General features: G+C 59.2%; 23 protein-coding genes. 10 read left to right on the forward strand and 13 right to left on the reverse strand.

Going from position 1 to position 25,366, the window contains the following annotated elements:
• The first annotated feature begins 254 nt into the window (after positions 1 to 254).
• From BLQ41_RS03675 to BLQ41_RS03710, 8 genes are all read left to right on the forward strand, one after another.
• On the forward strand, positions 255 to 1,496 hold the full coding sequence (locus tag BLQ41_RS03675; protein ID WP_090177018.1) for an SfnB family sulfur acquisition oxidoreductase: 1,242 nt from the start codon (positions 255 to 257) through the stop codon (positions 1,494 to 1,496).
• A gap of 38 nt (positions 1,497 to 1,534) precedes the next feature.
• The gene (locus BLQ41_RS03680) at positions 1,535 to 2,728 is read left to right on the forward strand and encodes an SfnB family sulfur acquisition oxidoreductase (RefSeq protein ID WP_090177020.1); all 1,194 of its coding nucleotides are present in this window, start codon (positions 1,535 to 1,537) and stop codon (positions 2,726 to 2,728) included.
• On the forward strand, positions 2,728 to 4,086 hold the full coding sequence (locus BLQ41_RS03685) for an LLM class flavin-dependent oxidoreductase (protein WP_090177024.1): 1,359 nt from the start codon (positions 2,728 to 2,730) through the stop codon (positions 4,084 to 4,086). The genes BLQ41_RS03680 and BLQ41_RS03685 overlap by 1 nt, the downstream gene beginning before the upstream one ends.
• 129 nt (positions 4,087 to 4,215) lie before the next feature.
• Complete coding sequence (locus tag BLQ41_RS03690; RefSeq protein WP_090177027.1) at positions 4,216 to 5,025, forward strand: MetQ/NlpA family ABC transporter substrate-binding protein; 810 nt, start codon at positions 4,216 to 4,218, stop codon at positions 5,023 to 5,025.
• Between the two features lie 2 nt (positions 5,026 to 5,027).
• Positions 5,028 to 6,149, forward strand: a complete 1,122-nt coding sequence (locus BLQ41_RS03695; RefSeq protein ID WP_090177030.1) for a methionine ABC transporter ATP-binding protein — start codon at positions 5,028 to 5,030, stop codon at positions 6,147 to 6,149.
• Complete coding sequence (locus BLQ41_RS03700; protein WP_090177033.1) at positions 6,139 to 6,783, forward strand: methionine ABC transporter permease; 645 nt, start codon at positions 6,139 to 6,141, stop codon at positions 6,781 to 6,783. Before BLQ41_RS03695 ends, BLQ41_RS03700 begins: the two co-directional genes overlap by 11 nt.
• 372 nt (positions 6,784 to 7,155) lie before the next feature.
• Entirely contained in the window at positions 7,156 to 7,512 is a 357-nt protein-coding gene (locus BLQ41_RS03705; RefSeq protein WP_090177036.1) for a DUF6124 family protein, read from the forward strand.
• A 171-nt stretch (positions 7,513 to 7,683) separates the two neighbouring features.
• Positions 7,684 to 8,313 carry a class I SAM-dependent methyltransferase gene (locus BLQ41_RS03710; RefSeq protein WP_090177038.1) on the forward strand — a complete coding sequence of 210 codons (630 nt, stop codon included), beginning with the start codon at positions 7,684 to 7,686 and terminating at the stop codon, positions 8,311 to 8,313.
• A gap of 115 nt (positions 8,314 to 8,428) precedes the next feature.
• Here BLQ41_RS03710 and BLQ41_RS03715 read toward each other — a convergent pair whose 3' ends face one another.
• Genes BLQ41_RS03715 through BLQ41_RS03725 form a run of 3 tightly spaced genes read right to left on the reverse strand, consistent with a single transcriptional unit; the run spans position 8,429 to position 13,649 of the window.
• Complete coding sequence (locus BLQ41_RS03715; RefSeq protein ID WP_090177041.1) at positions 8,429 to 11,485, reverse strand: efflux RND transporter permease subunit; 3,057 nt, start codon at positions 11,483 to 11,485, stop codon at positions 8,429 to 8,431.
• The gene (locus tag BLQ41_RS03720; RefSeq protein WP_090177044.1) at positions 11,485 to 12,549 is read right to left on the reverse strand and encodes an efflux RND transporter periplasmic adaptor subunit; all 1,065 of its coding nucleotides are present in this window, start codon (positions 12,547 to 12,549) and stop codon (positions 11,485 to 11,487) included. The genes BLQ41_RS03715 and BLQ41_RS03720 overlap by 1 nt, the downstream gene beginning before the upstream one ends.
• The gene (locus tag BLQ41_RS03725) at positions 12,546 to 13,649 is read right to left on the reverse strand and encodes an efflux RND transporter periplasmic adaptor subunit (protein ID WP_090177046.1); all 1,104 of its coding nucleotides are present in this window, start codon (positions 13,647 to 13,649) and stop codon (positions 12,546 to 12,548) included. Before BLQ41_RS03725 ends, BLQ41_RS03720 begins: the two co-directional genes overlap by 4 nt.
• 196 nt (positions 13,650 to 13,845) lie before the next feature.
• Between BLQ41_RS03725 and BLQ41_RS03730 the strand changes: the two genes are divergently transcribed.
• Positions 13,846 to 15,042, forward strand: coding sequence for an AAA family ATPase (locus BLQ41_RS03730; protein WP_090177049.1), 1,197 nt, complete (start codon positions 13,846 to 13,848; stop codon positions 15,040 to 15,042).
• A 135-nt stretch (positions 15,043 to 15,177) separates the two neighbouring features.
• Here BLQ41_RS03730 and BLQ41_RS03735 read toward each other — a convergent pair whose 3' ends face one another.
• From BLQ41_RS03735 to BLQ41_RS03770, 8 genes are all read right to left on the reverse strand, one after another.
• Positions 15,178 to 16,044 (reverse strand): transporter substrate-binding domain-containing protein, encoded by an 867-nt coding sequence (locus BLQ41_RS03735; protein WP_090177051.1) that lies wholly within the window; start codon positions 16,042 to 16,044, stop codon positions 15,178 to 15,180.
• A complete protein-coding gene (locus tag BLQ41_RS03740) occupies positions 16,041 to 16,823 on the reverse strand; it encodes an amino acid ABC transporter ATP-binding protein (protein ID WP_090177054.1) in 783 nt (260 codons plus the stop codon). The genes BLQ41_RS03735 and BLQ41_RS03740 overlap by 4 nt, the downstream gene beginning before the upstream one ends.
• Positions 16,820 to 17,479, reverse strand: a complete 660-nt coding sequence (locus BLQ41_RS03745) for an amino acid ABC transporter permease (protein ID WP_090177057.1) — start codon at positions 17,477 to 17,479, stop codon at positions 16,820 to 16,822. Before BLQ41_RS03745 ends, BLQ41_RS03740 begins: the two co-directional genes overlap by 4 nt.
• The gene (locus BLQ41_RS03750) at positions 17,460 to 18,125 is read right to left on the reverse strand and encodes an amino acid ABC transporter permease (RefSeq protein WP_090177060.1); all 666 of its coding nucleotides are present in this window, start codon (positions 18,123 to 18,125) and stop codon (positions 17,460 to 17,462) included. The genes BLQ41_RS03745 and BLQ41_RS03750 overlap by 20 nt, the downstream gene beginning before the upstream one ends.
• Before the next feature lie 567 nt (positions 18,126 to 18,692).
• Positions 18,693 to 19,475 (reverse strand): MetQ/NlpA family ABC transporter substrate-binding protein, encoded by a 783-nt coding sequence (locus BLQ41_RS03755; RefSeq protein WP_010464830.1) that lies wholly within the window; start codon positions 19,473 to 19,475, stop codon positions 18,693 to 18,695.
• A gap of 163 nt (positions 19,476 to 19,638) precedes the next feature.
• Entirely contained in the window at positions 19,639 to 20,571 is a 933-nt protein-coding gene (locus BLQ41_RS03760; protein ID WP_090177063.1) for a sigma 54-interacting transcriptional regulator, read from the reverse strand.
• Between the two features lie 57 nt (positions 20,572 to 20,628).
• Positions 20,629 to 21,210 carry an alpha/beta hydrolase gene (locus BLQ41_RS03765; RefSeq protein ID WP_090177066.1) on the reverse strand — a complete coding sequence of 194 codons (582 nt, stop codon included), beginning with the start codon at positions 21,208 to 21,210 and terminating at the stop codon, positions 20,629 to 20,631.
• Positions 21,211 to 21,611: 401 nt separating this feature from the next.
• Complete coding sequence (locus BLQ41_RS03770) at positions 21,612 to 22,685, reverse strand: fatty acid desaturase (RefSeq protein ID WP_090177069.1); 1,074 nt, start codon at positions 22,683 to 22,685, stop codon at positions 21,612 to 21,614.
• Positions 22,686 to 22,785: 100 nt separating this feature from the next.
• On the opposite strand from BLQ41_RS03770, the gene BLQ41_RS03775 reads away from it, so the two are divergent.
• Entirely contained in the window at positions 22,786 to 23,790 is a 1,005-nt protein-coding gene (locus BLQ41_RS03775; RefSeq protein ID WP_090177070.1) for an AraC family transcriptional regulator, read from the forward strand.
• Here BLQ41_RS03775 and BLQ41_RS03780 read toward each other — a convergent pair whose 3' ends face one another.
• Together BLQ41_RS03780 and BLQ41_RS03785 are read right to left on the reverse strand one after the other, a co-directional pair.
• Positions 23,791 to 25,023, reverse strand: coding sequence for a type II toxin-antitoxin system HipA family toxin (locus BLQ41_RS03780; RefSeq protein WP_090177073.1), 1,233 nt, complete (start codon positions 25,021 to 25,023; stop codon positions 23,791 to 23,793). It abuts the gene before it with no gap.
• Entirely contained in the window at positions 25,016 to 25,264 is a 249-nt protein-coding gene (locus BLQ41_RS03785; protein ID WP_090177075.1) for a helix-turn-helix domain-containing protein, read from the reverse strand. Before BLQ41_RS03785 ends, BLQ41_RS03780 begins: the two co-directional genes overlap by 8 nt.
• Between the last annotated feature and the right edge of the window lie 102 nt (positions 25,265 to 25,366).

Genomic DNA, 25,366 nt, shown 5'->3' on the forward strand with positions numbered 1-25,366 from the left:
GCCTGCTGCTACGAGAGCAAGTGTTGCTCCACCAACAGTGGGCGCAAACACCCTTCTATGCATATTCCTAAAAGTTAGTTTATTTAATTTTTATACACGCTTAGGGTATATGCACCGGACCACCGGACATTCTTGTTTTTCGTTCGCCGCACAGAGAGCGGCGACCCCATGAGATGTGAGGTAGGTATGGTCCGGAACACAATCACCCCAGTGCAGATCGCCAGGGCATTGCGTGCAGCCAAGGAGCGGCACTGATGTCCAGTCTGGCAGATGCAATCGTTCAGAGTGATCTGGACATCGCCCCGTTGTTGTTGCCAGCGCAGGTTTTGCGCAACGACGCACAAGCCATCAAGGCCGCCCATGAGCTGGCGCAAATCGCCCGCCTGCAAGCCGCCAAACGTGACCGCCAGCGCAAGTTGCCGTGGTCGGAAATCGAACAGTTCACCCGCAGCGGATTAGGCAGCATTTCCATCCCGCGCGAATACGGCGGCCCGCAGGTTTCATTCGTCACCCTGGCGGAAGTCTTCGCGATCATTTCCGCGGCCGACCCGGCGCTGGGACAGATCCCGCAGAACCAGTTCGGCATTCTCAACCTGGTGCTCGGCAGCGCCACCGAGGCGCAGAAAAAACAGCTGTTCAAAAGCGTGCTCGAAGGCTGGCGCATCGGCAATGCCGGGCCGGAACGGGGCACCAAAAACACCCTGGAACTCAAGGCACGTATCACCGCCGATGGTGACGGCTTCGTCATCAACGGCCAGAAGTTTTACTCCACTGGAGCCCTGTTCGCCCACTGGGTGGCGGTCAAGGCGCTGAACGACGACGGCAAGCAAGTGCTGGCCTTCGTCCGTCGCGGCACGCCGGGATTGCGCATCGTGGATGATTGGTCGGGCTTCGGTCAGCGCACCACCGCCAGCGGCACGATTCTGCTCAACAACGTGCGCGTCGATGCCGAGCTGGTGGTGGATAACTGGAAGATCAATGATCAGCCAAACATCCAAGGCGCCGTGTCACAACTGATTCAAGCCGCCATCGACGCCGGCATCGCTCGTGGCGCCATCGACGACGCCATCGAATTCGTAAAAACCCGCGCCCGGCCCTGGATCGACGCCAATGTCGAACGGGCCAGCGACGATCTGTATGTGATCGCTGATATCGGCAAACTGAAAATCGAACTGCACGCCGCCGAAGCGCTGCTGCGCAAGGCCGGGCAAGTGCTCGATCAGGTCAACGCCGCGCCACTCACTGCCGAGTCCGCCGCCCGTGCCTCGATCGCAGTGGCCGAAGCCAAAGTGCTGACTACCGAGATCTCGCTGCTGGCCAGCGAAAAGCTCTTCGAACTGGCCGGCAGCCGCGCGACCCTCGCCGAATTCAACCTCGATCGCCACTGGCGCAATGCCCGCGTGCACACCCTGCACGACCCGGTGCGCTGGAAGTATCACGCGATCGGCACCTATCACTTGAACGGCACTTTGCCTGCTCGCCATTCCTGGATTTAACGACCAGAACACTTTTGACCAGATCTCTGGAGAAACACATGACTCTTTCTCACCACGTCGCGGTCGTAACCAGCGATGAGCAAGCCCTGATCGTCGCCAGTGACCTGGCAGACGATTTCAAACGCGACAGCGCCCTGCGCGACCGCGAACGCCGGTTGCCGCACCCGGAACTGGAGGTGTTTTCCCGTTCGGGTCTCTGGGGCATCAGCGTGCCAAAAGAATACGGCGGCGCTGGCGTTTCCAACGTCACCCTGGCCAAGGTGATTGCGCTGATCGCCCAGGCAGACGGCTCGCTTGGACAAATCCCGCAGAACCATTTCTACGCCCTCGAAGTACTGCGAGTGAACGGCAGCGAAGAGCAGAAAAAACGTTTGTACGCTGAAGTGCTCGCCGGGCAACGCTTCGGCAATGCCTTGGCGGAACTAGGCACCAAAACCGCCCATGACCGCGTCACTAGCCTGACGCGCGACGGCGACGGTTATCGCATCAACGGCCGCAAGTTCTACGCCACAGGCGCGATTTACGCGCAACGCATTCCGACCTCGGTGGTGGATGAAAACGGCGTGCAGCAACTGGCGTTCGTCCCCCATAACAGCAAAGGCCTGACGGTCATCGACGATTGGAGCGGCTTTGGCCAGCGCACCACCGGCAGTGGTTCGGTGGTGTTCGAAGACGTCTACGTCGCCGCCGAAGACGTGATCCCTTTTCAAACCGCCTTCGAGCGCCCGACCCCGGTCGGCCCGTTGGCGCAAATTCTTCACGCCGCCATCGACACCGGCATCGCTCGTGCCGCTTACGAAGATGCGCTGCATTTTGTACGCACCAAAACCCGGCCCTGGATCGACGCCACACACGAAAAAGCCACCGACGATCCGCTGACCCTCAAGAGCTTCGGCCACTTGAGCATTCGCCTGCACGCCGCTGAAGCCTTGCTTGAACGCTCCGGCGAATTCCTCGACAAGGCCCAGGCCGAGACCAACGCCGAGACTGTCGCCGCCGCCTCGATTGCTGTCGCCGAAGCCCGTGCCCTGAGCACCGAAATCTCCCTCGCCGCCGGCAGCACACTGTTTGAACTGGCCGGCAGCCAGGCGACGCTGGTCGAACACGGCCTGGATCGCCACTGGCGCAACGCACGGGTGCACACGCTGCACGATCCGGTGCGCTGGAAGTATCACGCCGTCGGCAATTACTACCTCAACGATGAAAACCCTCCGTTGCGAGGGACCATCTGATGGCCGCCGCGAAAAAGAAGATCCTGCTCAACGCGTTCAACATGAACTGCATCGGGCACATCAACCATGGCCTGTGGACGCATCCACGGGACACCTCCACTCACTACAAGACGATTGAATACTGGACCGAACTGGCACAGCTGCTGGAGCGCGGGCTGTTCGACGGTTTGTTTATCGCCGACATCGTCGGCGTGTACGACGTCTACCAGAACTCGGTGGATGTGCCGCTCAAAGAGTCAATCCAGTTGCCAGTCAACGATCCACTGCTGCTGGTTTCCGCGATGGCTGCGGTCACCAGAAACCTTGGTTTCGGCCTCACTGCCAACCTGACTTACGAGCCGCCGTATCTGTTCGCCCGGCGCATGTCGACGCTCGATCATTTGAGCCGTGGTCGGGTCGGCTGGAACATCGTCACCGGCTACCTCGACAGCGCCGCCAAGGCCATGGGCCTGAGTGAACAAGTCGAGCACGACCGACGTTACGACCAGGCCGATGAATACCTGGAGGTGCTCTACAAACTCTGGGAAGGCAGCTGGGAAAACGGCGCGGTGCTCAATGACCCGCAGCAACGGATCTACGCCCAACCCGAGAAAGTGCACAAGGTCGAGCACAAGGGCGAGTTCTATCAGGTCGAGGGATATCACCTCTGCGAACCATCGCCGCAACGCACGCCGGTGCTGTTCCAGGCCGGCAGTTCGGATCGCGGTTTGTTGTTCGCCGGGCGTCATGCCGAATGCGTGTTTATCAGCGGCCAGAACAAACCATCGACCAAGGTTCAGGTGGACAAGGTTCGCGCCAGCGCCGTCGAGGCCGGGCGCAATCCCGAGGACATCAAGGTGTTCATGGGTCTGAACGTGATTGTCGGCGCTACCGAAGAACAGGCCTGGGCCAAGCACGCCGAGTACCTGAGCTACGCCAGTGCCGAGGCCGGCGTCGCGCATTTCTCGGCGTCGACCGGCATCGATTTTTCCGAGTACGAGATCGACGAACCGATCCAGTACGTGAAGAGCAACGCGATCCAGTCAGCCACCAAGAACCTGCAAAACAACGACTGGACCCGCCGCAAATTGCTCGAGCAACACGCCCTCGGTGGCCGCTACATCACGGTGGTCGGTTCGCCTGAGCAAGTGGCTGACGAACTGGAATCGTGGATCGCTGAAACCGGGCTCGATGGCTTCAACCTGACACGGATTGTCACGCCGGAAAGCTATGTGGATTTCATTGAACTGGTCATTCCGGAGTTGCAGCGTCGTGGGTCGTACAAGACGGCTTATGACGCGGGCAGCCTGCGGGAAAAACTGTTTCACGGGGAAGCGCATTTGCCTGAGCAACACACAGGCGCGGCTTACCGCCGCTAAAAGCATCGCGGGCAAGCCCGCTCCCACAGGGATTGTGTGAACACCAAAAACCCACTGTGGGAGCGGGCTTGCCCGCGATGAGGCCCGGCCAATCACCACACATTTAATGCACTGACTGGAAAATCCATCATGAAAAAGACCTGCCTCTCTCACCCAGTCAAAGCACTGGCCCTGGCCCTCGGCCTCTTCAGTTCCGTCACCTTCGCCGCCGACGCGGCGCTGAAAGTCGGCACCACCGCCGCTTTCGCCATCCCGCTGGAAGCCGCCGTCGAAGAAGCCAAGAAACAAGGCCTGCAAGTTGACCTGGTGGAATTCAGCGACTGGATCGCCCCCAACGTCAGCCTCGCGGCCGGCGACATCGACGTGAACTACTTCCAGCACGTCCCGTTCCTGGAAAACGCCAAAGCCGCCGCCGGTTTTGACCTGGTGCCGTTCGCACCCGGGATCATCAACAACGTCGGCCTCTACTCGAAGAAATACAAAAGCTTCGACGAACTGCCAGAAGGCGCCAGCGTCGCCATCGCCAACGACCCGATCAACAGCGGGCGCGGCCTGCAACTGTTGGCCAAGGCTGGCTTGATCACCCTCAAACCGGGGGTCGGCTACAAAGCCACCGAAGAAGACATCATCGCCAACCCGAAGAAAATCAAAATCCTTCAAGTCGAGGCCGTGCAACTGGTGCGCGCCTATGACGACGCCGACCTGGTCCAGGGCTACCCGGCCTACATTCGTCTGTCGAAGACCTTCGATGCCAGCTCTGCCCTGCTGTTCGACGGCCTCGATCACAAGGAATACGTCATCCAGTTCGTGATCCAGCCAAAGAGCAAAAACGACCCGCGCCTGATCAAGTTCGTTGATATTTACCAGCACTCGCCGGCCGTTCGCGCAGCTCTGGACAAGGCCCACGGCAAGCTCTACCAAGCCGGCTGGGAAAGCTGAGGATGACGGCGGCCACCCAACGGCGACTGGAAATTCCAGAGCCTCATAAAGCTGCACAGACCGAACTGCACCCGGACCTCAATCGCGCCCATGTGCGCTTTATCGGCCTGGGTAAAACCTACAACGGCCAGCAAGGCCCGGTGGCCGCGCTGCACGGCATCGACCTGGCGATCCAGCGCGGTGAAGTGTTCGGCATTATCGGTCGCAGCGGTGCCGGCAAGTCGTCGCTGATCCGCACCATCAACCGCCTCGAACAGCCGAGCACCGGTCGGGTGCTGGTCGATCAAGTAGACATCAGTGAGTTCGATGAGGATCGTCTGGTGGCGCTGCGCCGACGGATCGGCATGATCTTCCAGCACTTCAATTTGATGTCGGCCAAGACGGTTTGGCAGAACGTCGAGTTGCCGCTGAAAGTCGCCGGCGTGCCCAAGGAAAAACGCGAGCAAAAGGTCCGTGAATTGCTGGAACTGGTCGGCCTGCAAGGCAAGCACAAGGCCTATCCGGCGCAGTTGTCGGGCGGGCAGAAACAACGCGTCGGCATCGCCCGCGCGTTGGTGCACGACCCGGCGATTCTGTTGTGCGACGAAGCCACTTCCGCGCTGGACCCGGAGACCACGCAATCGATCCTCGGCCTGCTGCGCGAGATCAATCAGCGCCTGGGTTTGACCATCGTGTTGATCACTCACGAGATGGCCGTGATTCGCGATATCTGCGACCGCGTTGTGGTGCTGGAACACGGTCGAATCGTCGAGCAAGGACCGGTCTGGGAAGTCTTCGGCAACCCGCAACATGAGGTCAGCAAGACCTTGCTCGCACCGTTGCAACATGGCTTGCCGGAAGAACTGCAAAGCCGCTTGCGTCCTCAGCCACAGTCCTCGGACGCTGCCGTGGTGCTGCGCTTGCAGTTCACCGGAAGCGCGAGCGATGAACCGGATCTGGCCGCGCTGTTTGCCGCGCTCGGCGGTCGTGTGCGCTTGCTGCAAGGTGGCGTGGAACGTATTCAAGGCCATGCACTGGGACAACTGCTTCTGGCGGTGACCGGGTCGCCTCTCGGCGCAGAGCAATTGCGCCAGCGCGCCAGCGATTGGGCGCAACAAGTGGAGGTGCTGGGTTATGTGGTTTGATCGCTTGCTGCAAGGCTTCATCGACACGTTTTTGATGGTCGGTGTGTCGTCGCTGATTGCGCTGCTGGCGGGCATACCGTTGGCGGTGATCCTCGTCACCAGTTCCAAGGGCGGGATCTATGAAGCACCCGGGCTGAACCGTGCGTTGGGCGCGTTCGTGAACCTGTTTCGCTCGATTCCGTTTTTGATTTTGATGGTGGCGCTGATCCCGTTTACCCGGCTGATCGTCGGCACCACGTATGGCATCTGGGCCGCCGTGGTGCCACTGACCATTGCCGCCACACCGTTCTTTGCGCGCATTGCCGAAGTCAGTCTGCGCGAGGTCGATCACGGCTTGATCGAAGCGGCGCAAGCGATGGGTTGCCGGCGCTGGCACATCGTCTGGCATGTGTTGTTGCCAGAGGCGCTGCCAGGGATTGTCGGTGGTTTCACCATAACCCTGGTGACGATGATCAACTCGTCGGCCATGGCCGGAGCGATTGGTGCCGGAGGGCTTGGGGACATTGCGTACCGGTATGGTTATCAGCGATTTGATAGCCAGATTATGCTGACGGTAATTGTGCTGCTGGTGGTGTTGGTGGCGGTGATTCAGTTGGGCGGGGATCGTTTGGCGCGGGGTTTGAACAAGCGCTAAGTGGGGTGTCTGCCTTCAGGAGCGGGGAACAATTCCCACAGGAAAATCAGTACGCCTACAGGCCTGATCCCTTTCCTTTGCAGGACATTTCCTAGATCATTCCGCTCGCTTGCGCCTGCCAATTTCGGTGGCTAGTCTCGGTCCGTCACTGCTCATCAGTGATCGGGTCTAGTAGCCCGGAACAATAGGCGTATGGCGGTTCCATGCTCATGCCCGGTGTTTCTTGCCGCGTGCAGAAAATGGTGGCTGTGCGTGGGGCACCCTCGGGTGCACCGGTTTTCCTATTGACCGGCCTACTACCTGCGCACAGCTGCCACCCACCGCTTAGTAGGCGAAGGTGCCAGCTCCCCTGCAGCAATAGGAGCAACACCGATGAAAAGATCCGTCCCCGATCCACCTCCCGAAACATCCACCCAAGGCAATCCCACCGACGATCCTCAAAGAGACCGTTCCGCCCTTTATCGTGCGATCGACTTCTACCTCACCGGAGAACAGCCCTCAGCACCCGATGAGCTGCGGTTCTACAACGTCAGCGAAGACGTGAGCTTTGAAGACACCCAACTCTACGTCGCGGACCTGCTGCGCTGCGCTTCGGTCACGGCATATCAGTGTGGCGATCACCTCAAAGGGGCGGACCGGGCCATGGTGTTCTCTGTCTGGCATCTGCTGGAGATTGCCAAAGCCATGGTTGATCGCTCAATTGATTGTCTGGGTATGAAGCAGGGCTGAGTTATCGGTCTCCAGTGATACCGCCATCGCGAGCAGGCTCGCTCCCACAGGTCTACGCGTTCTCCTGTGGGAGTGAGCCGGCTCCGGGTGGCGATCCGACGATTGGCTGCGCAGCAGCCACCGGCCTCATGGCGTATATTCGGCAAATCCCCATTGCCTGCGCAGCCGACCATGAAACAGACCCCCGCCGACCTCGAGCAGATCACCTCCACCACTCTGGGCCATTACAACTCGGTGGCCGAAGGTTTTCGCGAAGGGACTCGCGATCATGATGTCAGCCAGAACATCGATGCCCTGCTGCGGCATATTCAGACTGAAGCGCCGTTCGACATTCTCGACTTTGGCTGCGGTCCGGGGCGAGATCTGAAAACCTTCACGCGCATGGGCCACACGGCTGTCGGGCTGGATGGTTCAGAGAAGTTTGCGCAAATGGCGCGTGAAGACAGTGGTTGCGAGGTGTGGCAGCAGGACTTTCTGAAGCTGGATCTGCCGGCTGAGCGCTTCGACGGGATTTTTGCCAATGCGGTGCTGTTTCATATCCCGCGCCAGGAATTGCCTCGGGTGTTGAAGGAGCTACGCGGGGCGCTGAAACCCGGTGGCGTGTTGTTCAGTTCCAATCCACGCGGGGAAAATCAGGAAGGCTGGAATGGGCCGCGGTACGGGGCGTACCACGACCTGGCGGCGTGGCAGGATTTGCTGACCGAAGCCGGATTTGTCGAGCTGGAGCATTACTACCGGCCGGCGGGGCTGCCGCGAGAGCAACAGCCTTGGCTGGCTAGTGTCTGGCGTAATCCCGCGTAGACAGGTCTGACGCCATCGCGGGCAAGCCCGCTCCCACATTTGACCGAGTTGTCCAGACGGACCCAGTCTCCTGTGGGAGCGGGCTTGCCCGCGATAGAGTGCGAAGCGCTCTCCCTTATGACGCTGCGTCTTTCTTCGGCTCGCGGATTTTGTACCAGGCCACATAAAGCGCCGGCAAAAACAGCAACGTCAGCAAGGTGGCGATGATGATCCCGCCAATCATCGCGTACGCCATCGGTCCCCAGAACACTTCCCGGGCAATCGGGATCATCCCCAGGCTCGCCGCCGCCGCGGTCAACAGAATCGGTCGACGACGATGCTCCGTGGCCTTCGCTACGGCATCCCACGGTAAATGGCCTTCCTTCTCCAACGCATTGATCTGAGTCACCAGAATCACCGAGTTGCGGATGATGATGCCGATCAGCGCCAGAATCCCCAGGATCGCCACGAAGCCCATCGGCGTGCCCGTCGGAATCAGCGCCAGCACTACGCCGATCAACCCGAGCGGTGCGACACTCGCCACCAGGAACAGCTTCTGCACACTGTGCAACTGGATCATCAGGAAGGTTGCCATCAGGAACAACATCAACGGCACCACCTTGGCAATCGGCCCTTGGGCCTTGCCGCTTTCCTCTACCGTACCGCCGGTGGCAACCGAGTAACCCACTGGCAAACTGGCGGCGAATTTGTCGATGTCCGGCTTGAGCTGTTTCACCAGGTCGGTCGGTTGTATCTCGTCGCGCATCGCGGCCTTGACGGTGATGGTCGGCTTGCGGTCGCGGCGCCAGACCAGCGGCTGTTCCAGGTCATAGCGCACGGTGGCGAACGCCAGCAGCGGTATGGAAGTGCCGCCCGGCGTCACGATCTGTAAGTTCTGCAGGGTTTCCGGCGTGCCGCGTTCCGCGTCTTCAGCTCGGCCCACGACGTTGATCAGGTAGATATCGTCATCGACCTGGGTGATCGGCGCCCCCACGACGATGCTGTTCATCAGGTTGGCCACGTCTTCCGACGACAGCCCCAACTGCCGCGCCTTGTCTTGGGCGATGTCGATACGCAGGACTTTGCCCGGCTCGTTCCAGTCGTAAATGATCTCGCCGATGTGCGAGTTTTTGTCCAGTACGGTGGCCAGGGCGATCGCCTGTTTGCGCACCTGATCGATGTCCTTGCCGCTGACCCGGTATTGGATCGGACGGCCGACCGGCGGGCCCATTTCCAGCGCCTGGACGTAGCTGCCGATGCCGACGAAATCTTTGCGCAACCGTTCACGCAGGCGCTGGCTGAGGGCGATGCGCGACTCCAGGTCTTTGCTGACGATGACCAGTTGCGCGTAGTACGGGTTCTGCAGTTGCTGGTCGAGCGGCAGGTAGAAACGAATCGCACCCTCGCCGATGTACGTGCTCCAGCGCACGATATCCGGATCGTCCTTGAGCGTTGCTTCAAGTTTATCCACAGCCTTGCGGGTTTCGCCGATGGAGGCGTTTTGCGGCAGGTTCAAGTCGACCAGGATTTCCGGGCGGTCCGAGGACGGGAAGAACTGGTTTTGCACGAACTGCATGCAAAATACCGATGCCAGGAACAGCGCAACGGTGATGCCGATGGCCCACCAGCGATTGCGCATCGACCACAGCATGCCGTAATTGAACGCACGGCCGATGCGTCCGGGCTCGGCGTCATGGGGTTTCACATTGGCGCTGAGGATGTGTACGCCAATCACCGGGGCGAACAGCACCGCGACGATCCACGACACCAGCATCGCCACGGCAATTACTGCGAACAAGGTGAAGGTGTACTCGCCGGCCGAACTGGCGTTGAGGCCAATCGGCACAAAACCGGCGACGGTCACCAGGGTGCCGGTGAGCATCGGGAACGCGGTCGAGGTGTAGGCGAACGTCGCCGCCTGCTCCTTGGTCTCGCCCATTTCCAGGCGCGTGACCATCATCTCCACCGTGATCATCGCATCGTCCACCAGCAAGCCGAGGGCGATGATCAGCGCACCGAGGGAAATCCGTTGCATGGTGATGCCGCTGTATTCCATGAAGACGAAGACCATCGCCAGCACCAGCGGGATCGAGCACGCCACCACCAGCCCGGCGCGCACGCCGAGGCTGACGAAACTGACGATCAGCACGATCACTACCGCTTCGAACAACGCACTGGTGAAACCGCCGACGGCTTTTTCCACCACTTCGGCCTGGTCGGACACGGTGTGTACACCGACGCCCACCGGCAAGTCCGCGGTCAGGTCGGTCATGCGCTGGTGCAATGCCTTGCCGAACACCTGGATGTTGCCGCCCTTCTTCATCGCAATGGCGAGGCCGATGGCCGGGTGGCCGTTGAAGCGAAACTCCGGTGTCGCCGGGTCAACGTAACCACGGCTGATGTCAGCGATGTCGGCCAAACGGTAGAAGCGATCATTGAGTCGCAAGTTGACGTTGGCCAGGTCCTTCTCGGAATCGAACTGCCCAGAGGTGCGCACCGAAATGCGCTCCGGCCCCGCTTCGATCACCCCGGCCGGGGTCACCGCGTTCTGCGCTTGCAGGCTCTGCACCACTTGGCGCTGATCAATGCCTAGCGCCGCCAGTTTGCGGGTGGAGAAATTCAGGTAGAGGACTTCGTCCTGCTCACCGATCATCTCGACCTTGCCCAACCCCGGCACTTCACGAATTTCGCCGCGCACTTGCTCCACATAATCGCGCAGCTGGCGCATCGACAAGCCATCTGCGGTAAAGGCGTACACCGAACCGAATACATCACCGAATTCGTCGTTAAACCCCGGTCCTTGCAGGCCCTTGGGGAAATCGCCGCGAATGTCGTTGATCTTCTTGCGCACCTGATACCAGATCTCCGGGATGTCCTTGGCACTGGTGGTATCGCGCAGGTTGACGAACACTGTGGACTCGCCGGGACGGGTGTAGCTTTTCACGTAGTCGAGGGAGTCGAGCTCCTCGAGTTTTTTCTCGATGCGGTCAGTGACCTGCTTGAGGGTCTCTTCCTGGGTCGCGCCAGGCCAACGGGTCTGGATCACCATGGTTTTGATGGTGAAGGACGGGTCTTCCTCGCGGCCCAGGTTCATGTACGAGAACACGCCCATCAACAGCGCGACGAACATCAAATACCAGACAAACGACTGATGCTTGAGAGCCCATTCGGATAAGTTGAAACTCCCTTTCATTACGGGCTGACCTCGTCGATTTTGACTTTTTGCCCGGACTTCAGGCTGTTCACACCGGCACTGACTACCCGCTCGCCGGACTTCACACCATCGGCCAGGATCATCGTCGAATCAGTACGGCTGATCAGGCTGACATCACGTGGGGCCACGGTCTGAGCCTGCGCATCGATGATCCAGATGCGGGTTTTGCCATCCACCTCCTGCAGCGCGCTCAAGGGCAGCTCGATTCGCGGTTTGATCGCCGAGCTGAGGGTCACGCTGATCGCGGTGCCCAGACGAAAACCGGGTGGTGTTTCAGTCAGGGTCAGGCGGGCGCGACGGGTACGGGTCGCGCTTTGGGCCTGGGGTTCGATCTCGCGAATGGTCGCCGTCGTGGTGATGCTCGGGTCCAGTTGTCCCGCGACCTGGAAAACCACGTCCGTCGGCAACTGATCGACCAGAATATCGGGCAGGTCGATCACGGCTTCCTTGATGTCCGGTTGCGCCAGGGTCACCACTTGCTGGCCTGCGCTGACAACTTGCCCGGCTTCGGCATTCCACGCGGTGACGATGGCTTTGTGGTCGGCGTGCAGTTCGACGTAGTTGAGCTGATCCTTGGCTTGGTCGACCGCAGCCTTCGCCTGATCGAGAGAAGCCTGGGTGGTCTTCAAGTCAGTCTGTGCGACGTCGAGTTGCGCTTGGGCGCCCACACCGCGATCAAACAACTCTTGCTGCCGGCGGGCATTGGCCTGGGCGTTGATGAATTGGGCCTGGACACTGGCCAGATTGCCTTGCGCGGAACGCAGCTGGTTCTGCTGATCGGTGGGGTCCAGCGTGGCGAGCAATGCGTCCTTGTCGACTTCGGTACCGACATCGACCTGACGGCTGGCGATGCGTCCCGGCACGCGGAAGCCGACGTTGCTTTCATAGCGTGCCTGGATGCTGCCGGCGAAGCGGCCAAGATTTTCTTCATCCAGCGCCTCGACCTTGATCGACAGCACCGGACGCACGGGCTCCGGCGGTGGTTCTTTTTTCGAGCAGGCGACCAGCAGCACCGCGGTGCAGACCAATAACAGGCGCTTCATGGCTGGGGTTCCACGGCTAAATCCTTATAAGTATTTTCGGCGATCTCAACTTTCACGCCGGGGTGCAGCAACTGGCCGCCCGCGATAATGACTTTCTCGCCACCGTCCAGGCCGGCGCTGATGATCACTTTACCGGTCAGGTAGCGTCCGACCGTGACGGTGTGCAATTGCGCCTTGCCCTCACCGTCGATCAGCCAGACGGCCGGTTCGTTGATATTTTTGGTCAGCGCGGACCAGGGCAGTTCAACCGCCGCCGTGCCCGGCAACTTGGCCGTGGCGCTGACTACTGAGCCCAGTTGCATGCCTTCGGGCAGGCTGCTCAGGCTGACTTTGACCTGCACCGTGCCGGTCTGCGCCGAGACGGCCGGGGTGACTTCGCGCACGGTGCCGGTGGTTTTGATCGCCGGGTTGTCGAGCAGACTGACCGCCAGGGTTTCGCCTTCTGGTCGTTCCGTCAGCAGTGATTCGTAGACGTTGAACACCGCGTCACGCTCGCCATCGCGCGCCAGACTGAAAATCGGCACCGTCGCCTGCACCACCTGGCCGACCTCGGCCTGACGCGCTGTAATCACGCCCGGCGCTTCGGCAATCAGCGCGGTATAGCTGAGTTGTTCGCGCGCGTTGGCCAGTTGCGCCTGCGCGGCCGTCAGCGCGCTTTGACTGCTGCGCAATGCCGCTTGCGCGGAGTCGTATTCGCTTTGGCTGGTGTAACCCTTGGGCAGGAGCTTTTGCTGGCGAACGAAGGCCGCGGAGGTCTGTGTGACCCGCGCTTGCTCGGCGACCACCTGAGCCTGGGCTGAGTTGACGTTGGTCTGCAGATCCTTGGGATCGAGTTTGGCCAACACTTGCTTGGCCGAAACCCGGTCACCGACATCGACCATGCGCTGCACGATCTTGCCGCCCACGCGGAACGACAGTTCGGTCTGGACCCTGGCCTGAACATCACCGGTGAGTATCACTGACGCGGCGTAATCCGCGGGTTTTACCTCTTGGACGAAGACCCGTGGACGGTCCTTCTCAACGGGCTTTTTATCGCCGCACGCGGTCAGCAGGACAAGAAGGCTCAGGCCAACCACTGTTTTCAATCCGGGACCAGCCATGCAGACTCCTTTGCGTAGTACGAACGTGCCAATGGCGATACGACTGTGAGCTTAGAACAGGGTTCCACGGGCGCATCTGACGGCTTCAAATAAAGCGATCCCGCCACAAACTTTGTAACTGTTGGCGAAGCCCTGTGGGATCACGGTGTTCCTGGCAATAGGGCAAACTGGCCGACTACACAGCAGGAAGCTTCCCATGCTTAAGACCCTCGCGGTGGCCAATTACCGCTCGATCAATAAATTGGTGATTCCGCTGGGCCGGTTGAACCTGATCACAGGCCCCAACGGCAGCGGCAAATCCAACCTCTATCGCGCCTTGCGCCTGCTGGCGGAAACCGCCCAGGGTGGAGTGGTCAATGCCTTGGCCCGCGAGGGTGGGCTGGACTCGACGTTCTGGGCCGGGCCGGAAAACATCACCCGGCGCATGCGAAACGGCGAGGTGCCGATCGAAGCGACCGTGCGCCACGGTGCCAAACGCCTGCGACTGGGGTTTGCCGGTGAAGACTTCGGCTACTCGATCAGCCTGGGTTTACCCGAATCCAATGGCCATTTCATGTTACCCGGACACAGTTCACCCATTGCGTCACGTTTCAGCCTCGACCCGCAAATCAAGCGTGAATGTCTTTGGGCCGGGGCATTCTATCGTCCAGCGAGCCTGTTGGTGGATCGCGACGGCCCGATGATCCGCACCCGAGCGAGCCGCACCTGGGAAGTGCAGGCACAACACACGCCGATTTTCGACAGTCTGTTCGATCAGGTCGGCAGTCTGCGCACCTCGCCGGAGGTTCTGGAGATGCGCGAGTTCATCCGCCGCTGGCGCTTCTACGATCACTTTCGCAGCGACGCCGACGCGCCGGTGCGTCAACCGCAACTGGGCACCCGAACGCCGGTTCTGCATCACGACGGCAGAGATCTGGCGGCAGCGCTACAGACCATTATTGAAATTGGCGACCCCGAAGCACTGTGGAACGCAATCAGCGACGCCTTTCCCGGTGCACGATTGAACATCGCGCCGTTGCCGGGCGGGCGGTTTGCGATTGAGTTTTATCAGGAAGGGTTGCTGCGGCCATTGTCCGCGGCCGAGTTGTCAGACGGAACGCTGCGGTATTTGCTGCTGGTGGCGGCACTGCTGACGCCTCGGCCACCGACGCTGATGGTGCTGAACGAGCCGGAAACCAGCCTGCACCCGGACCTGTTGCCGGCGTTGGCGCGATTGATTATCCGCGTTTCTGAGCAATGCCAGGTGTGGGTCGTGTCGCATGCCCGACGGTTAATTTCGGCGTTGCAGGAAGATCCAGAATGCAATTGCATTGTGCTGGAGAAAACCTTGGGCCAGACCGGGATTGTCGGGCAGCGAATGCTGGATGAGCCGGCTTGGTATTGGCCGGATTGATCATCGCCTGAAATACCGCCTTCGCGGGCAAGCCCGCTCCCACATTCAGACCGCATCCGCCGAAACAACTCGGTCTACTGTGGGAGCGGGCTTGCCCGCGATGACGACCGAGAGAGCGCCGCAAAGGTCAATGCATCACCCCTGCCACTTCCCACCCTCGACAATCACGCTTTCAGGCTTGGTGTCATCGCTCAGCTCTTTGCGCACGTATTGGTCATACAGCTTGAGCAGATACTTCTCTTCGCCCAGCTTCGCCAACTCGGTATTCACCCAGTCACGCAGTTCGATATTGCCCTTCTTCACCGCTGGCGCAATCGGTGCTTCAGCCCCCAGCGTCTGGCTCAGAACGCGGTAGCCCGGGTTCTGCTTGGCCCAGCTGAACAGCACCAGATTGTCCTGCGCATAGGCATCACCACGACCATTGGCCAAAGCTTGCAGCGACTCAGAGTTCTTTTCGAACTTCAGCAGCTTCCAGTCCGGGTGGTTCTTGGTCAGCCAGATATCCGCCGTGGTGCCTGTGGTCACGATGGTGGTGCGAGTCGCCAGGTCGTCGAGGTTTTTCACCGAACTCGACTCAGGCACCAACGCCTGCACCGCCACCTTGAGGTTCGGGTTGGTGAACTCCACGGCTTCCTTGCGCTCCGGGGTGACCGTCATGTTGGCCAGGATCAGATCGACCTTGTCGCTTTGCAGGAATGGAATCCGGCTGGCAGGTTCCACCGCGACGAACTCGACTTTGTTCTCATCGCCCAGCAGGTCCTTGGCGAATTGACGGCCGATGTCGGTATCGAACCCCACATAACGCCCGGCCTCATTGACGAACCCGAACGGCGGCTTGTCAGTGAAGACCCCGACGATCAGCTTGTCCCGCGCCTTGATTTTTTCCAGATAGCTGGCGCTGGTGGTCGCAGGTTTGGCAGGCGCTTCGGTTTTGTTGCAACCGGCCAGCAACGCGAGGCCGAGCAGCGGGAGTAGCAGCAGTGAAGTCTTGGCAGTTTTCATAGCAGTTCCAGTTCCTTTGTTTGAGTCGTTTTGGGTAGTGCGGCGACGTAGGAGAACTTCTCCAGGAACTGCTGCGCTCGTGCGGTTTGCGGGTTCGTAAAGAAAATCTCGGGAGGGTTTTGTTCGAGGATTCGCCCGGCATCCATGAACACAATCCGGTCAGCCACGGCGCGTGCAAACGCCATTTCGTGGGTGACGATCAGCAGGGTCATGCCCTCGCGGGCCAGACCTTGAATGACTTCCAGCACTTCCTTGACCATTTCCGGGTCGAGGGCGGCGGTGACTTCGTCGAAGAGCATGACTTTGGGGTTCATGCACAGCGAACGGACGATGGCGATGCGTTGCTGCTGTCCACCGGAGAGCTGACGCGGGAAGGCGTCGCGCTTATCCAGCAGGCCCACACGCGCCAGCAGGGCTTCAGCCTGGTCGCGCGCTTCACGGCGGTCGCGCTTCTGCACTTTGACCGGACCTAGCAGCAAGTTATCGAGCACGCTCATGTGCGGGAACAAGTGATAACTCTGGAACACCATGCCGATCTGTTGTCGCACTTCACGCCAGTCGGTGCCCTTGTCCAGCAACTCGCGGCCGGCAAAATTCAAGCTGCCGCTGTGGGCGACTTCAAGACCGTTAAGGCAACGCAACAAGGTGCTTTTTCCGCAGCCGCTGGGGCCGAGAATAACGATGACTTCGCCCGGATTCACTTTCAGGTCGATGCCATCGAGCACCTGCTGCTCGCCGAAAAACTTGTTGAAACCCTTGAACTCGATCAGTGCGCTCATGCTTGCGTCCAGCGCCGCTCCAACACGCGCGAGGCGGCTGACAGCGGGTAGCAGATGAAAAAGAAAAACAGGAACAGTGCGCCGTAGATCAGCACTGATTCGTAGGTGCGTTCGATGATTTGCTGGCCGACCTTGATCACGTCCACCACACCGATCAGCACGGCCAGGGAACTGGTCTTGATGATCCGCGTGTAGACGTTGATGGTTGGCGGCGTCATGCGCTTCAGCGCCTGGGGCAGCAGCACGTAGCCGTAGAGTTGCGGGCCGTTGAGGCCAATCGACAACCCTGCCTCACGCTGCCCGCGTGGCAACGAATGCAATGCGCCGCGCACCACTTCGCCCACCTCGCTGGCGCCCCACAACGACAACACCAACACCGCGCACCAAAAGCCAGGAATGCTCAGGCCGAAAAAAATCGGCAGGCCAAAAAACAGCAGGTACAACCACACCAGCACCGGAATCGCCCGGAACAATTCCAGGTAGACCCGCAGGATCGCGTTCAGCGATTTCGAATTCAGCGTGCGCAACACGCCGTAGAGCACACCGCCGACGGTGCTGATGGCGATGCTCAGGAACGAGATCGACAGGGTTTGCGCCGCGCCCTTGCCCAGTTGCGGCAACGACACCCAGAGCAACTCAAGACCCGAACTGGCCATGCTGGAGCCTCCTTTCCAGGCGGCTGAGCAGCAGCGACAGCGGCAAAAACAGCAGCACGCAAATCAGTGTCAACACAGCAAGCATTTCGTAGGTTTTGTAATAAAGCGCGATGTAGCTTTTGGTGGTGTAGAGAATCTCTGGCACCGCCACGGCCGAGACCACGGTGGTCTCCTTGAGCAGGAAAATGAAATTGGCAAACAGCGACGGCAAGCTAAGTATTCCGGCTTGCGGCAGGATCACGTAGCGCAGCAATTGTCCGTGTGAGAGGCCGATAGAGCGACCGGATTCGAGCTGTGCCTGAGGCACGGCGTCCACGCCAGCACGCAGCACCTCGGTGAGGTAAGCGCCACCGAGGAAAGTCATGGTGATGATCGCCGCCGCAAAGCCCGAGACCTTGATACCCAGCGTAGGCAAAGCGAAGTAGACGAAGAAAAGTTGAATGAGCAGCGGTGTGTTGCGCGCCAGCTCTACATGGAGCCCAACCAGCCGCTGCAAGTAGGGCGTGCGGAACACCAGAATTGTTGCATTGATCAGGGCCACCAGCAGCGAAGTGCCGATGGCGATAAAGCCGACCTGCAGCGTCACGCCCACGGCGCTGAGAAACGCCGGCAGGGTGCTGAGGATAAAAGCGTAATCGAAGTTCATTGAACATCCTGGACGTCGCGGGGTAAGCGACGGTGGTGCAGTCCATGGGGCGTGGATAACGCCCCGGCAGGCACCGACTTTAAAGGTATAAAAATAAGAATTTAAATACCGTTAAAGCATATTGATATCACGCAAAAAACTATCCTGCGGATTTGCCGAGGTTGGGGAAGACGACTATTTTCCTTTGCGCTGTAGGAAGGATCTTTTTTTAAAAAAGCCTCTCCAAGGACGCACAGCTTTTGGCCAGACTCCCCCGGCCGAACTATCACAAGGAAGAGAAAATGGCAGACGTAAAAGTGCCGCAGCGGCTGGATCCGCAGGAAATCGTGAAGTTATTGGTGGCGTTGCGCAGGGCGTTGAAGGCCAGGGTGGCCTGAAGAAACCTCAAAACAAAAGATCGCAGCCTCGTTTCACTCGACAGCTCCTAAAACGGATACGCATTCCAATGTAGGAGCTGTCGAGTGAAACGAGGCTGCGATCTTTTGCTCTTCTGGCGCAATAAAAAACGCCGACGCTTTACCAGCCGCCGGCGTTCGAAACCTTGAAGGGGTTTGATGCTGCGTCGAATCAGAACGCCGGCAGTACCGCGCCGCTGTACTTCTTCTCGATGAAGGCTTTCACTTCCGGGCTGGTCAAGGCTTTGGCCAGTTTCTGGATGGCAACGCTGTCCTTGTTGTCCGGACGAGCCACCAGGAAGTTCACGTAAGGCGAATCGGCACCTTCGATCACCAGCGCATCTTTAGCCGGGTTCAGACCTGCTTCCAGCGCGTAGTTGGTGTTGATCATGTCCAGGTCAACCTGGTCCAGAACGCGCGGCAGCATGGCCGATTCCAGTTCCTTGAACTTGAAGTTGTGCGGGTTCTTGGCGATGTCTTTCGGGGTAGCCAAGGCGTTTTTCGGGTCTTTCAACTCGATCAGGCCAGCCTTCTGCAGCAGAATCAGGGCACGGCCGCTGTTGCTGCCTTCGTTCGGGATGGCAATGGTCGCGCCGTCCTTCAGCTCAGCCAGGGTTTTGACTTTCTTCGAGTAGCCACCGAACGGTTCGACGTGGACGCCGATCACGGTTACCAGGTTAGTGCCTTTGCCTTCGTTGAAGCTTTTCAGGTACGGCAGGGTCTGGAAGTAGTTGGCGTCCAGACGCTTCTGATCGACCTGTACGTTCGGTTGAACGTAGTCGGTGAACACTTTGATTTCCAGGTCTACGCCTTCTTTGGCGAGGGTTGGCTTGATCAGTTCCAGAATTTCGGCGTGTGGAACGGGGGTCGCCGCAACCACCAGTTTCTCGCCAGCCTGGGCCAGGCCCGCGGTCAGGGCAGCCGCCAGTGCGGTGAACAACAGAACCTTTTTCATGCAGTGTCCTTATCGAAAATCACGGTCGTCATCGACGACGGCTTGTTTAGTACGAGTGCCAGTGAAGTGCTATCGCTGGCGTGAAGCGGACAATACCGGGATTTTTTATTCCCGAACAATATCTTTTATTCACTTTCATATTCCATTTTGTTCACACAGGCCGTTACAGCGTTTGCGCCAGGCTATTCAGCAAACTCTTCAATGCCGAACGCTCGGTAGCCGTGCCGTTTTTAACGGTATGAGCCACTTGCTGCTCGATCTGCAGCAACGAGACAGGCGCCTCTGGCAGATTCAAATGCTCCGGCAAAATCTCGTCGCCGGTGCTGACCAGCAGCGCAAAGTGAATGACGTTTTCCAGCTCCCGGGTGTTGCCCGGCCAACTGTGTCGCTCCAGCACAAGCTGCGCCGCTTCGCTGATCAGCGGCACCGGCAGGTCAAGGCGCTGGCTGTAGATGCCGAGGAAATATTCCGACAACGAAAGAATATCGCCGACCCGATCACGCAGCGCCGGTAGTTCGAGCTGTCCTTCGCTGAGGTAGTGATAAAGCCGCTCATGAAATTTTCCGGCGGCCACTGCTTGCGCCAGGTCAATGCTGGTGGCGGCCACAAGACGCACGTCGACCGGGCTCGGCTGATGAGCGCCAACGCGCGTCACCTCGTGGTTTTCCAGCGCCGCAAGCAACTTGATCTGGATCGGCAACGGCAGGTCGCCGATCTCATCCAGGTACAAGGTTCCACCATTGGCCGAGCCGAACCAGCCTGCGCGACTGCTGGCCGAACCGGTGTAACTGCCGGCGGCGTAACCAAACAGTTCAGCATCGGCATAGGTCGGGCTGATCGCGCCGCAATTCACCGAGACAAATAGACCGCCACGATCACTGGCGCGATGGATGTGCCGCGCGAGCAATTCTTTACCACTGCCGGTTTCGCCACGGATCAATACCGAGATCGAGCGCGGTGCCAGCTGTTCCAGTTCCTGGCGCAACTGACGGGAGCGTGGGTCGACAAAAACCAGTGCCTTGGCGCGGATGCTCAGCGGGCTTTTTTCGGCGTCGGGAAAGGTCAGCAATGGCTGGCCGAAGGTTTCAAAACTCATGGCAGACTCCCGCCCGAAACCGCCGGGAGACGGGGGGGCGTTTAACAATAAAAAAGTTTAAGCACGTCGCAGGGCGTGGTGTTCCATTCGGTTTTGCAGGCGATAGAGATAAGCAAACCCCTGCTCCCAACGCTGGTGGCCGGACTTCACATTGATGTGACCGGCACCGGACAAAATCCCCGCCTCGGCGCCCCAGTTGCGGGCAAGCTCAAGGGCTCGGGCCGCGCTCACGGCGCTGTCGTTATCGGAGCTGACGACCTGGCTCGGGAAGGGCAGCAGGTGGTTCGGAATCGGCGCAAAGTTACGCAGAGCCGGTGAGCAGGCCGGACGCTCGACATCCGCTGGCGCAACCAGCAGGGCTCCGCGCACCTGACGCAAAGAGTGCAGCGGCGCAGTGGCGGCCCAATGGGCGACCGTAATGCAACCCAGACTATGAGCGATCAAGATCACTGGCGTGCTGTCAGCCGCAATCGCCTCGGCCAGCGCGGCGACCCAGTCTTCGCGTCGAGGCGTCAGCCAATCGGCTTGCTCCACTCGCGCGCTGTTCGGCAGGCTGTTCTGCCAATGGCTTTGCCAATGATCTTCCGGCGATCCTTGCCAGCCCGGCACAATCAGGTAGCGAATTGATTCGTTGCGCATGGGGGAACTCTCCTGCTGCGTGTCTGTTCCTGGTCGAGTATAGGGAGGAGAGTTATATTCGTTAAGGAATAAGAAGCTATTTATTAAGACCTATATCGAATAACAGGAGCACTCCCGTAAGGGTTGGTGTTTTCCTGGAATAAAAAAAGGGGCCGCACCCTGCCAAGGAGACGGCCCCGGAAACTCAAAATGTGTGAGCGCTGTTCAACAGCCCTGAGGTCCATGATTGGCGAAATCAGTTATCCAATAAAGGAATATTTAATTACTTTATTAGGCCTTAATCGCATATACCAATCACCCTCAACAGGCGCCGAACCATCGCTGCTTGCGTCACAACTTAGCGGCGCTTTGGGTCAATTTGATGACGGACGCCGTCGCCTTTGAGTTTCCGCAGATATTGCTCAGACCTGAGCAGCACGCACCTGCCGGGGTTCTGTTGCATCCTTGTGCACAAATCGGTTCGCCCGCGCAAACGTCCCGAAATCATTGAACCGCACCCCCATCTCGCGCATCACCTTATGGGCCACCGGCACGGTCATCTGGCGGATGTAAAACGGCTCCTTCACCACAAAATGATGAATCCCGTGGCTGCTGCCGAAGTTGAAGCAAAATGCCTGCAATGGCCACATCCACCAGGGGTTCAACACCTGGGTTTGCTGGATCACATTGCCTGGCTCAACATCACCGTAGTAATGCATGTTCGAGCTGACGAAATGCAGGCAGAACGTGCGCAATACGTTCGGTCCGATGATCACCACCGCCGCGATATCGATCACCTGCATCACTGACAGCGTGGTCGCCGACCAGTCAATCGGTGCGCCCAACAAATGGGCGATGCCATTGGCCGCATGGAAACCGAGAAACAGATACCACGCCCCCCAATGCACCAGCGCCAGCGGCGCATAGACCTTCAACGTGCGCTTGATGATGCTGAATTTATGCGCCCAGGTTTTGGCCCGAAGCATGCGAATAAACGCAGACATCACGTTGTCGCCCACCATCAGCAGTCGCGCAAACCCCCACGGCTCGCCGTTGGTGATCGCGCGTTCTTCCATGTCGGTTTCGGTGCCGGAAACCTTGTGATGATTGAGGTGAAGATGGCGGCGAATCCACGGATTGATCGTGCTCGGCCGTGCCAGCCACACCAGGCCCATCATCAGGTTGTGCGGCACGCGTTGCTTGCGAAAGTACATGCTATGAATCAGGTCGTGTTCCAGCTCGTGGGTAAGCGAGGCGAAAAACGCGTTGAGCAACAGGCACGCCCACCAAGCCATATGCCCGGTGATGTAGAGCGCCGCCGAGCCAATCATTGCGACCAGCGCGAAGGCCAGAATGCCGGCGCCCAAGGCGTCCTGATGGTTGAGAATCGGGTAGCGCTTGCGCAGTTCGACCCCTCTGGCCAGCACCACTTCGCGAATATGCGCTGATCGTTGGGCTGCATTCAGTCGTTGGGGACTTGCAGAAGTACGGTCCATGCTTCCATCCTCTGGTTATTGATGTTCGCATCCTGCCTTGTGAACCCTCGCAAGGTGGTAGCCGTGAACGCCAACCTGTTGACCGGAAGCGCCAATCAGCATGACTGAACCGACCTCCCTCGCCAGCTGGACCCGCGCCCTGCGCAAGCAACTCGATGCGCTGGGCCTCGACAGCACTGCCCTGTGCCACCAGGCGGGGCTCGACCCGCAATTGATGGACGACCCGAACGCCCGTTACCCGTTGTCCGGCACCACGCGCCTGTGGGAAATCGCCGTGCAGGTTAGCGGCGACCCGGCGATTGGTCTGCGGGTGTCGCGCTTCGTCAGCCCGACGACGTTTCACGCACTCGGCTATGCGCTGGTGGCCAGCGGCAGTCTGCGGGAAGTGTTCGAACGCATCGTGCGTTATCACCAAGTGGTCAGCGATGCATTGGAGCTCGAGCTGACCCGCGCCGAGGATCGCTACCGCTTCCGCCTGAAAATCCCGGTCGGCAACCCGGCCCCCGCGTTCGAAGCCATCGACGCCTTCACGGCCATCTACGTGCGTACCTGCCGCAATCGCCTGGGTCGCGAATACGCACCACTGGCGGTTTACCTGCGCCGCCCCGAACCTGCCGATCCGCATCAATGGCACAAAGTGTTCCGCTCACCGGTGTATTTCGCCGCTGATGAGGACCGACTGGAGTTCTCCCTCGTGGACTTCGAGAGTCACCTGGATGACGCCAACCCTGAACTGGCCGAACACAATGAAGCGGTGCTCAAGCGCACCCTGGCGCAACTCAAACCACTGACATGGGAACGCAAAGTCCGCGACGCCATAGAAGAGCAATTGCCCGAAGGCGAACCCTCGGCCGAACGCATCGCCCAGGCCTTGCACCTGAGTTTGCGCAGCCTGCAACGGCACCTGGCCGATGAAGGTTGTCGCTTCGACACGCTGCTCAACGAGAGTCGCGAAAACCTGGCGCTGCTGCACCTGCGCGACCCGCAATGCTCGTTGAGTGAGATCAGTTATTTACTGGGATTCGCCGATACCAGCAGCTTCAATCGCGCATTCAAGCGCTGGACCGGGATGACGCCGGGGCAGTTTCGGGATGGGTTGCGGTGATCAGGTTTTGACGAGGCTACGCTCAATACCTGATGTCCACTGTTCCAGCATCGCTTCACCAACCTCGGCAAAGGCACGATGTGCCTTGATGTAATCAGTCATTTCGCCCATCGCCACATCCATCCCATGAGCAACCTGTTGCAACAGTTCATTGCACCGCCCTTCCGTCAGGTTGCAGGCCGAACGACCAAATCGCATCAGCATTTTGTACTTGGGCCATGCCTTAGACCCACCTAACAGCAATGCCATGCTGTCGGACTTGATGTAAACCGACGTCGTGACGATGTCGTAGGCCGGAGCGAGGCTGATCTGCGCATCAAGAGCGCAATGCTCGTACAGCACGCCGAAGTTCTTGAGGTGCGCGTCGCCATTCTTCAAACCGGACGAGAGTGCGACGATCTTGAAAAAAGATTCAAGCGCCTGGTTAAGCAACGGCGGGGACACGAATTCCTTGATTTGCTTCGCAGCACCTTCGTACGACCCATCGTACTTGGCCTTCGACGGCCAGGCATTGAGGACACAGAAATCCTCGAAGCCCAGATAACCTTTGTCATTCAGATCGAAACGTTCGACGACCAGAAATTTGCCGTGCTCGCTGAGCTCAAATTTCGGCACTTCAAGTCCGCAATGCAGCGCGGCCCGCATGCAGAAATATTCGTTGGCCGCGAGTTCGGGGTATTCCTCCGGACGAAACGATTTGACCAGGTGCGTCGCGCCTCGATGGGTCAACCGGTCGACAGTTGTCGCATTGTCCCGGACAAGTACTTTCGGCTGTACACCTGACACACCCGAATACTGGCCATAGGTGTGTAGCAGATCATCGAACAAACCCTGTGCACCGTCATGCACCAGAAGATCCGCAAGACTGGTTTCCGGGGGGCGGTCATTCGAATCTTGCGCGTTCGCAATGCCTACTCGACCAAGCTGATATGGGCCGACAATCGCCAGCATCGCGAAATCATCGAAGCCCCTGACTGCTTTACTGAAACGACGAACCAACTCATCGCGCAGAGCGCCTTCCGGCAGGTTCATTTCAAAAATCGGGTGTATGCCTTGGTCCCACGTATAACTCTCAAGTCGCACCGGCATGGTCAACGAGACCGCGTTTTCCTCCTGCGCGTTTTCGGCGTAGGTAAAAACCGAATCGCCGCGAGGCTGACCACGACCGAGGGTGCCGACTGCCATTCCGGAAACACTGATGTGCAGCCTTTCCCTTTCCTGCGGTTCAGCCATGGAAGTTGGCCTTCTTCAGAGAGTCCAGCGTTGGACGCTTCGACTGACGGGGCACGGCGGTGAGCTCATACCCGAAACCACTGAGGATCGCCTCAACCTTGCGCAAACCGATTTCGGAAATGGTGTTGTTCTCGATGCCTGAAATCGTGGAACGGCTCATACCGTACTGTTTCGCCAATTCCTGTTGCGAAAGCTTTCGCTCTTTGCGTAAAGACCGAATGAGTATGCCAAGGTTTTCCATCGCTCAACCTGCATTGTATGCCGTGCAATTTTTCACGGAATGTGAATATGCATTGTATTTAGTGCAGATCAACGGGTATGTCCAGCTCATTTTTTAACCAGA

It is taken from the genome of Pseudomonas arsenicoxydans (assembly GCF_900103875.1).
Lineage (GTDB): Bacteria > Pseudomonadota > Gammaproteobacteria > Pseudomonadales > Pseudomonadaceae > Aquipseudomonas > Aquipseudomonas arsenicoxydans.

What these genes read in the sequence shown, in the direction of transcription:
- BLQ41_RS03725 (WP_090177046.1), bottom strand. Translation starts at nt 13,649, where the DNA reads ATGGCTGGTCCCGGATTGAAAACAGTGGTTGGCCTGAGCCTTCTTGTC.
- BLQ41_RS03730 (WP_090177049.1), top strand. Translation starts at nt 13,846, where the DNA reads ATGCTTAAGACCCTCGCGGTGGCCAATTACCGCTCGATCAATAAATTG.
- BLQ41_RS03695 (WP_090177030.1), top strand. Translation starts at nt 5,028, where the DNA reads ATGACGGCGGCCACCCAACGGCGACTGGAAATTCCAGAGCCTCATAAA.
- BLQ41_RS03720 (WP_090177044.1), bottom strand. Translation starts at nt 12,549, where the DNA reads ATGAAGCGCCTGTTATTGGTCTGCACCGCGGTGCTGCTGGTCGCCTGC.
- BLQ41_RS03710 (WP_090177038.1), top strand. Translation starts at nt 7,684, where the DNA reads ATGAAACAGACCCCCGCCGACCTCGAGCAGATCACCTCCACCACTCTG.
- BLQ41_RS03765 (WP_090177066.1), bottom strand. Translation starts at nt 21,210, where the DNA reads ATGCGCAACGAATCAATTCGCTACCTGATTGTGCCGGGCTGGCAAGGA.
- BLQ41_RS03690 (WP_090177027.1), top strand. Translation starts at nt 4,216, where the DNA reads ATGAAAAAGACCTGCCTCTCTCACCCAGTCAAAGCACTGGCCCTGGCC.
- BLQ41_RS03745 (WP_090177057.1), bottom strand. Translation starts at nt 17,479, where the DNA reads ATGGCCAGTTCGGGTCTTGAGTTGCTCTGGGTGTCGTTGCCGCAACTG.
- BLQ41_RS03770 (WP_090177069.1), bottom strand. Translation starts at nt 22,685, where the DNA reads ATGGACCGTACTTCTGCAAGTCCCCAACGACTGAATGCAGCCCAACGA.
- BLQ41_RS03760 (WP_090177063.1), bottom strand. Translation starts at nt 20,571, where the DNA reads ATGAGTTTTGAAACCTTCGGCCAGCCATTGCTGACCTTTCCCGACGCC.
- BLQ41_RS03775 (WP_090177070.1), top strand. Translation starts at nt 22,786, where the DNA reads ATGACTGAACCGACCTCCCTCGCCAGCTGGACCCGCGCCCTGCGCAAG.
- BLQ41_RS03705 (WP_090177036.1), top strand. Translation starts at nt 7,156, where the DNA reads ATGAAAAGATCCGTCCCCGATCCACCTCCCGAAACATCCACCCAAGGC.
- BLQ41_RS03750 (WP_090177060.1), bottom strand. Translation starts at nt 18,125, where the DNA reads ATGAACTTCGATTACGCTTTTATCCTCAGCACCCTGCCGGCGTTTCTC.
- BLQ41_RS03740 (WP_090177054.1), bottom strand. Translation starts at nt 16,823, where the DNA reads ATGAGCGCACTGATCGAGTTCAAGGGTTTCAACAAGTTTTTCGGCGAG.
- BLQ41_RS03785 (WP_090177075.1), bottom strand. Translation starts at nt 25,264, where the DNA reads ATGGAAAACCTTGGCATACTCATTCGGTCTTTACGCAAAGAGCGAAAG.
- BLQ41_RS03780 (WP_090177073.1), bottom strand. Translation starts at nt 25,023, where the DNA reads ATGGCTGAACCGCAGGAAAGGGAAAGGCTGCACATCAGTGTTTCCGGA.
- BLQ41_RS03715 (WP_090177041.1), bottom strand. Translation starts at nt 11,485, where the DNA reads ATGAAAGGGAGTTTCAACTTATCCGAATGGGCTCTCAAGCATCAGTCG.
- BLQ41_RS03675 (WP_090177018.1), top strand. Translation starts at nt 255, where the DNA reads ATGTCCAGTCTGGCAGATGCAATCGTTCAGAGTGATCTGGACATCGCC.
- BLQ41_RS03755 (WP_010464830.1), bottom strand. Translation starts at nt 19,475, where the DNA reads ATGAAAAAGGTTCTGTTGTTCACCGCACTGGCGGCTGCCCTGACCGCG.
- BLQ41_RS03685 (WP_090177024.1), top strand. Translation starts at nt 2,728, where the DNA reads ATGGCCGCCGCGAAAAAGAAGATCCTGCTCAACGCGTTCAACATGAAC.
- BLQ41_RS03700 (WP_090177033.1), top strand. Translation starts at nt 6,139, where the DNA reads ATGTGGTTTGATCGCTTGCTGCAAGGCTTCATCGACACGTTTTTGATG.
- BLQ41_RS03680 (WP_090177020.1), top strand. Translation starts at nt 1,535, where the DNA reads ATGACTCTTTCTCACCACGTCGCGGTCGTAACCAGCGATGAGCAAGCC.
- BLQ41_RS03735 (WP_090177051.1), bottom strand. Translation starts at nt 16,044, where the DNA reads ATGAAAACTGCCAAGACTTCACTGCTGCTACTCCCGCTGCTCGGCCTC.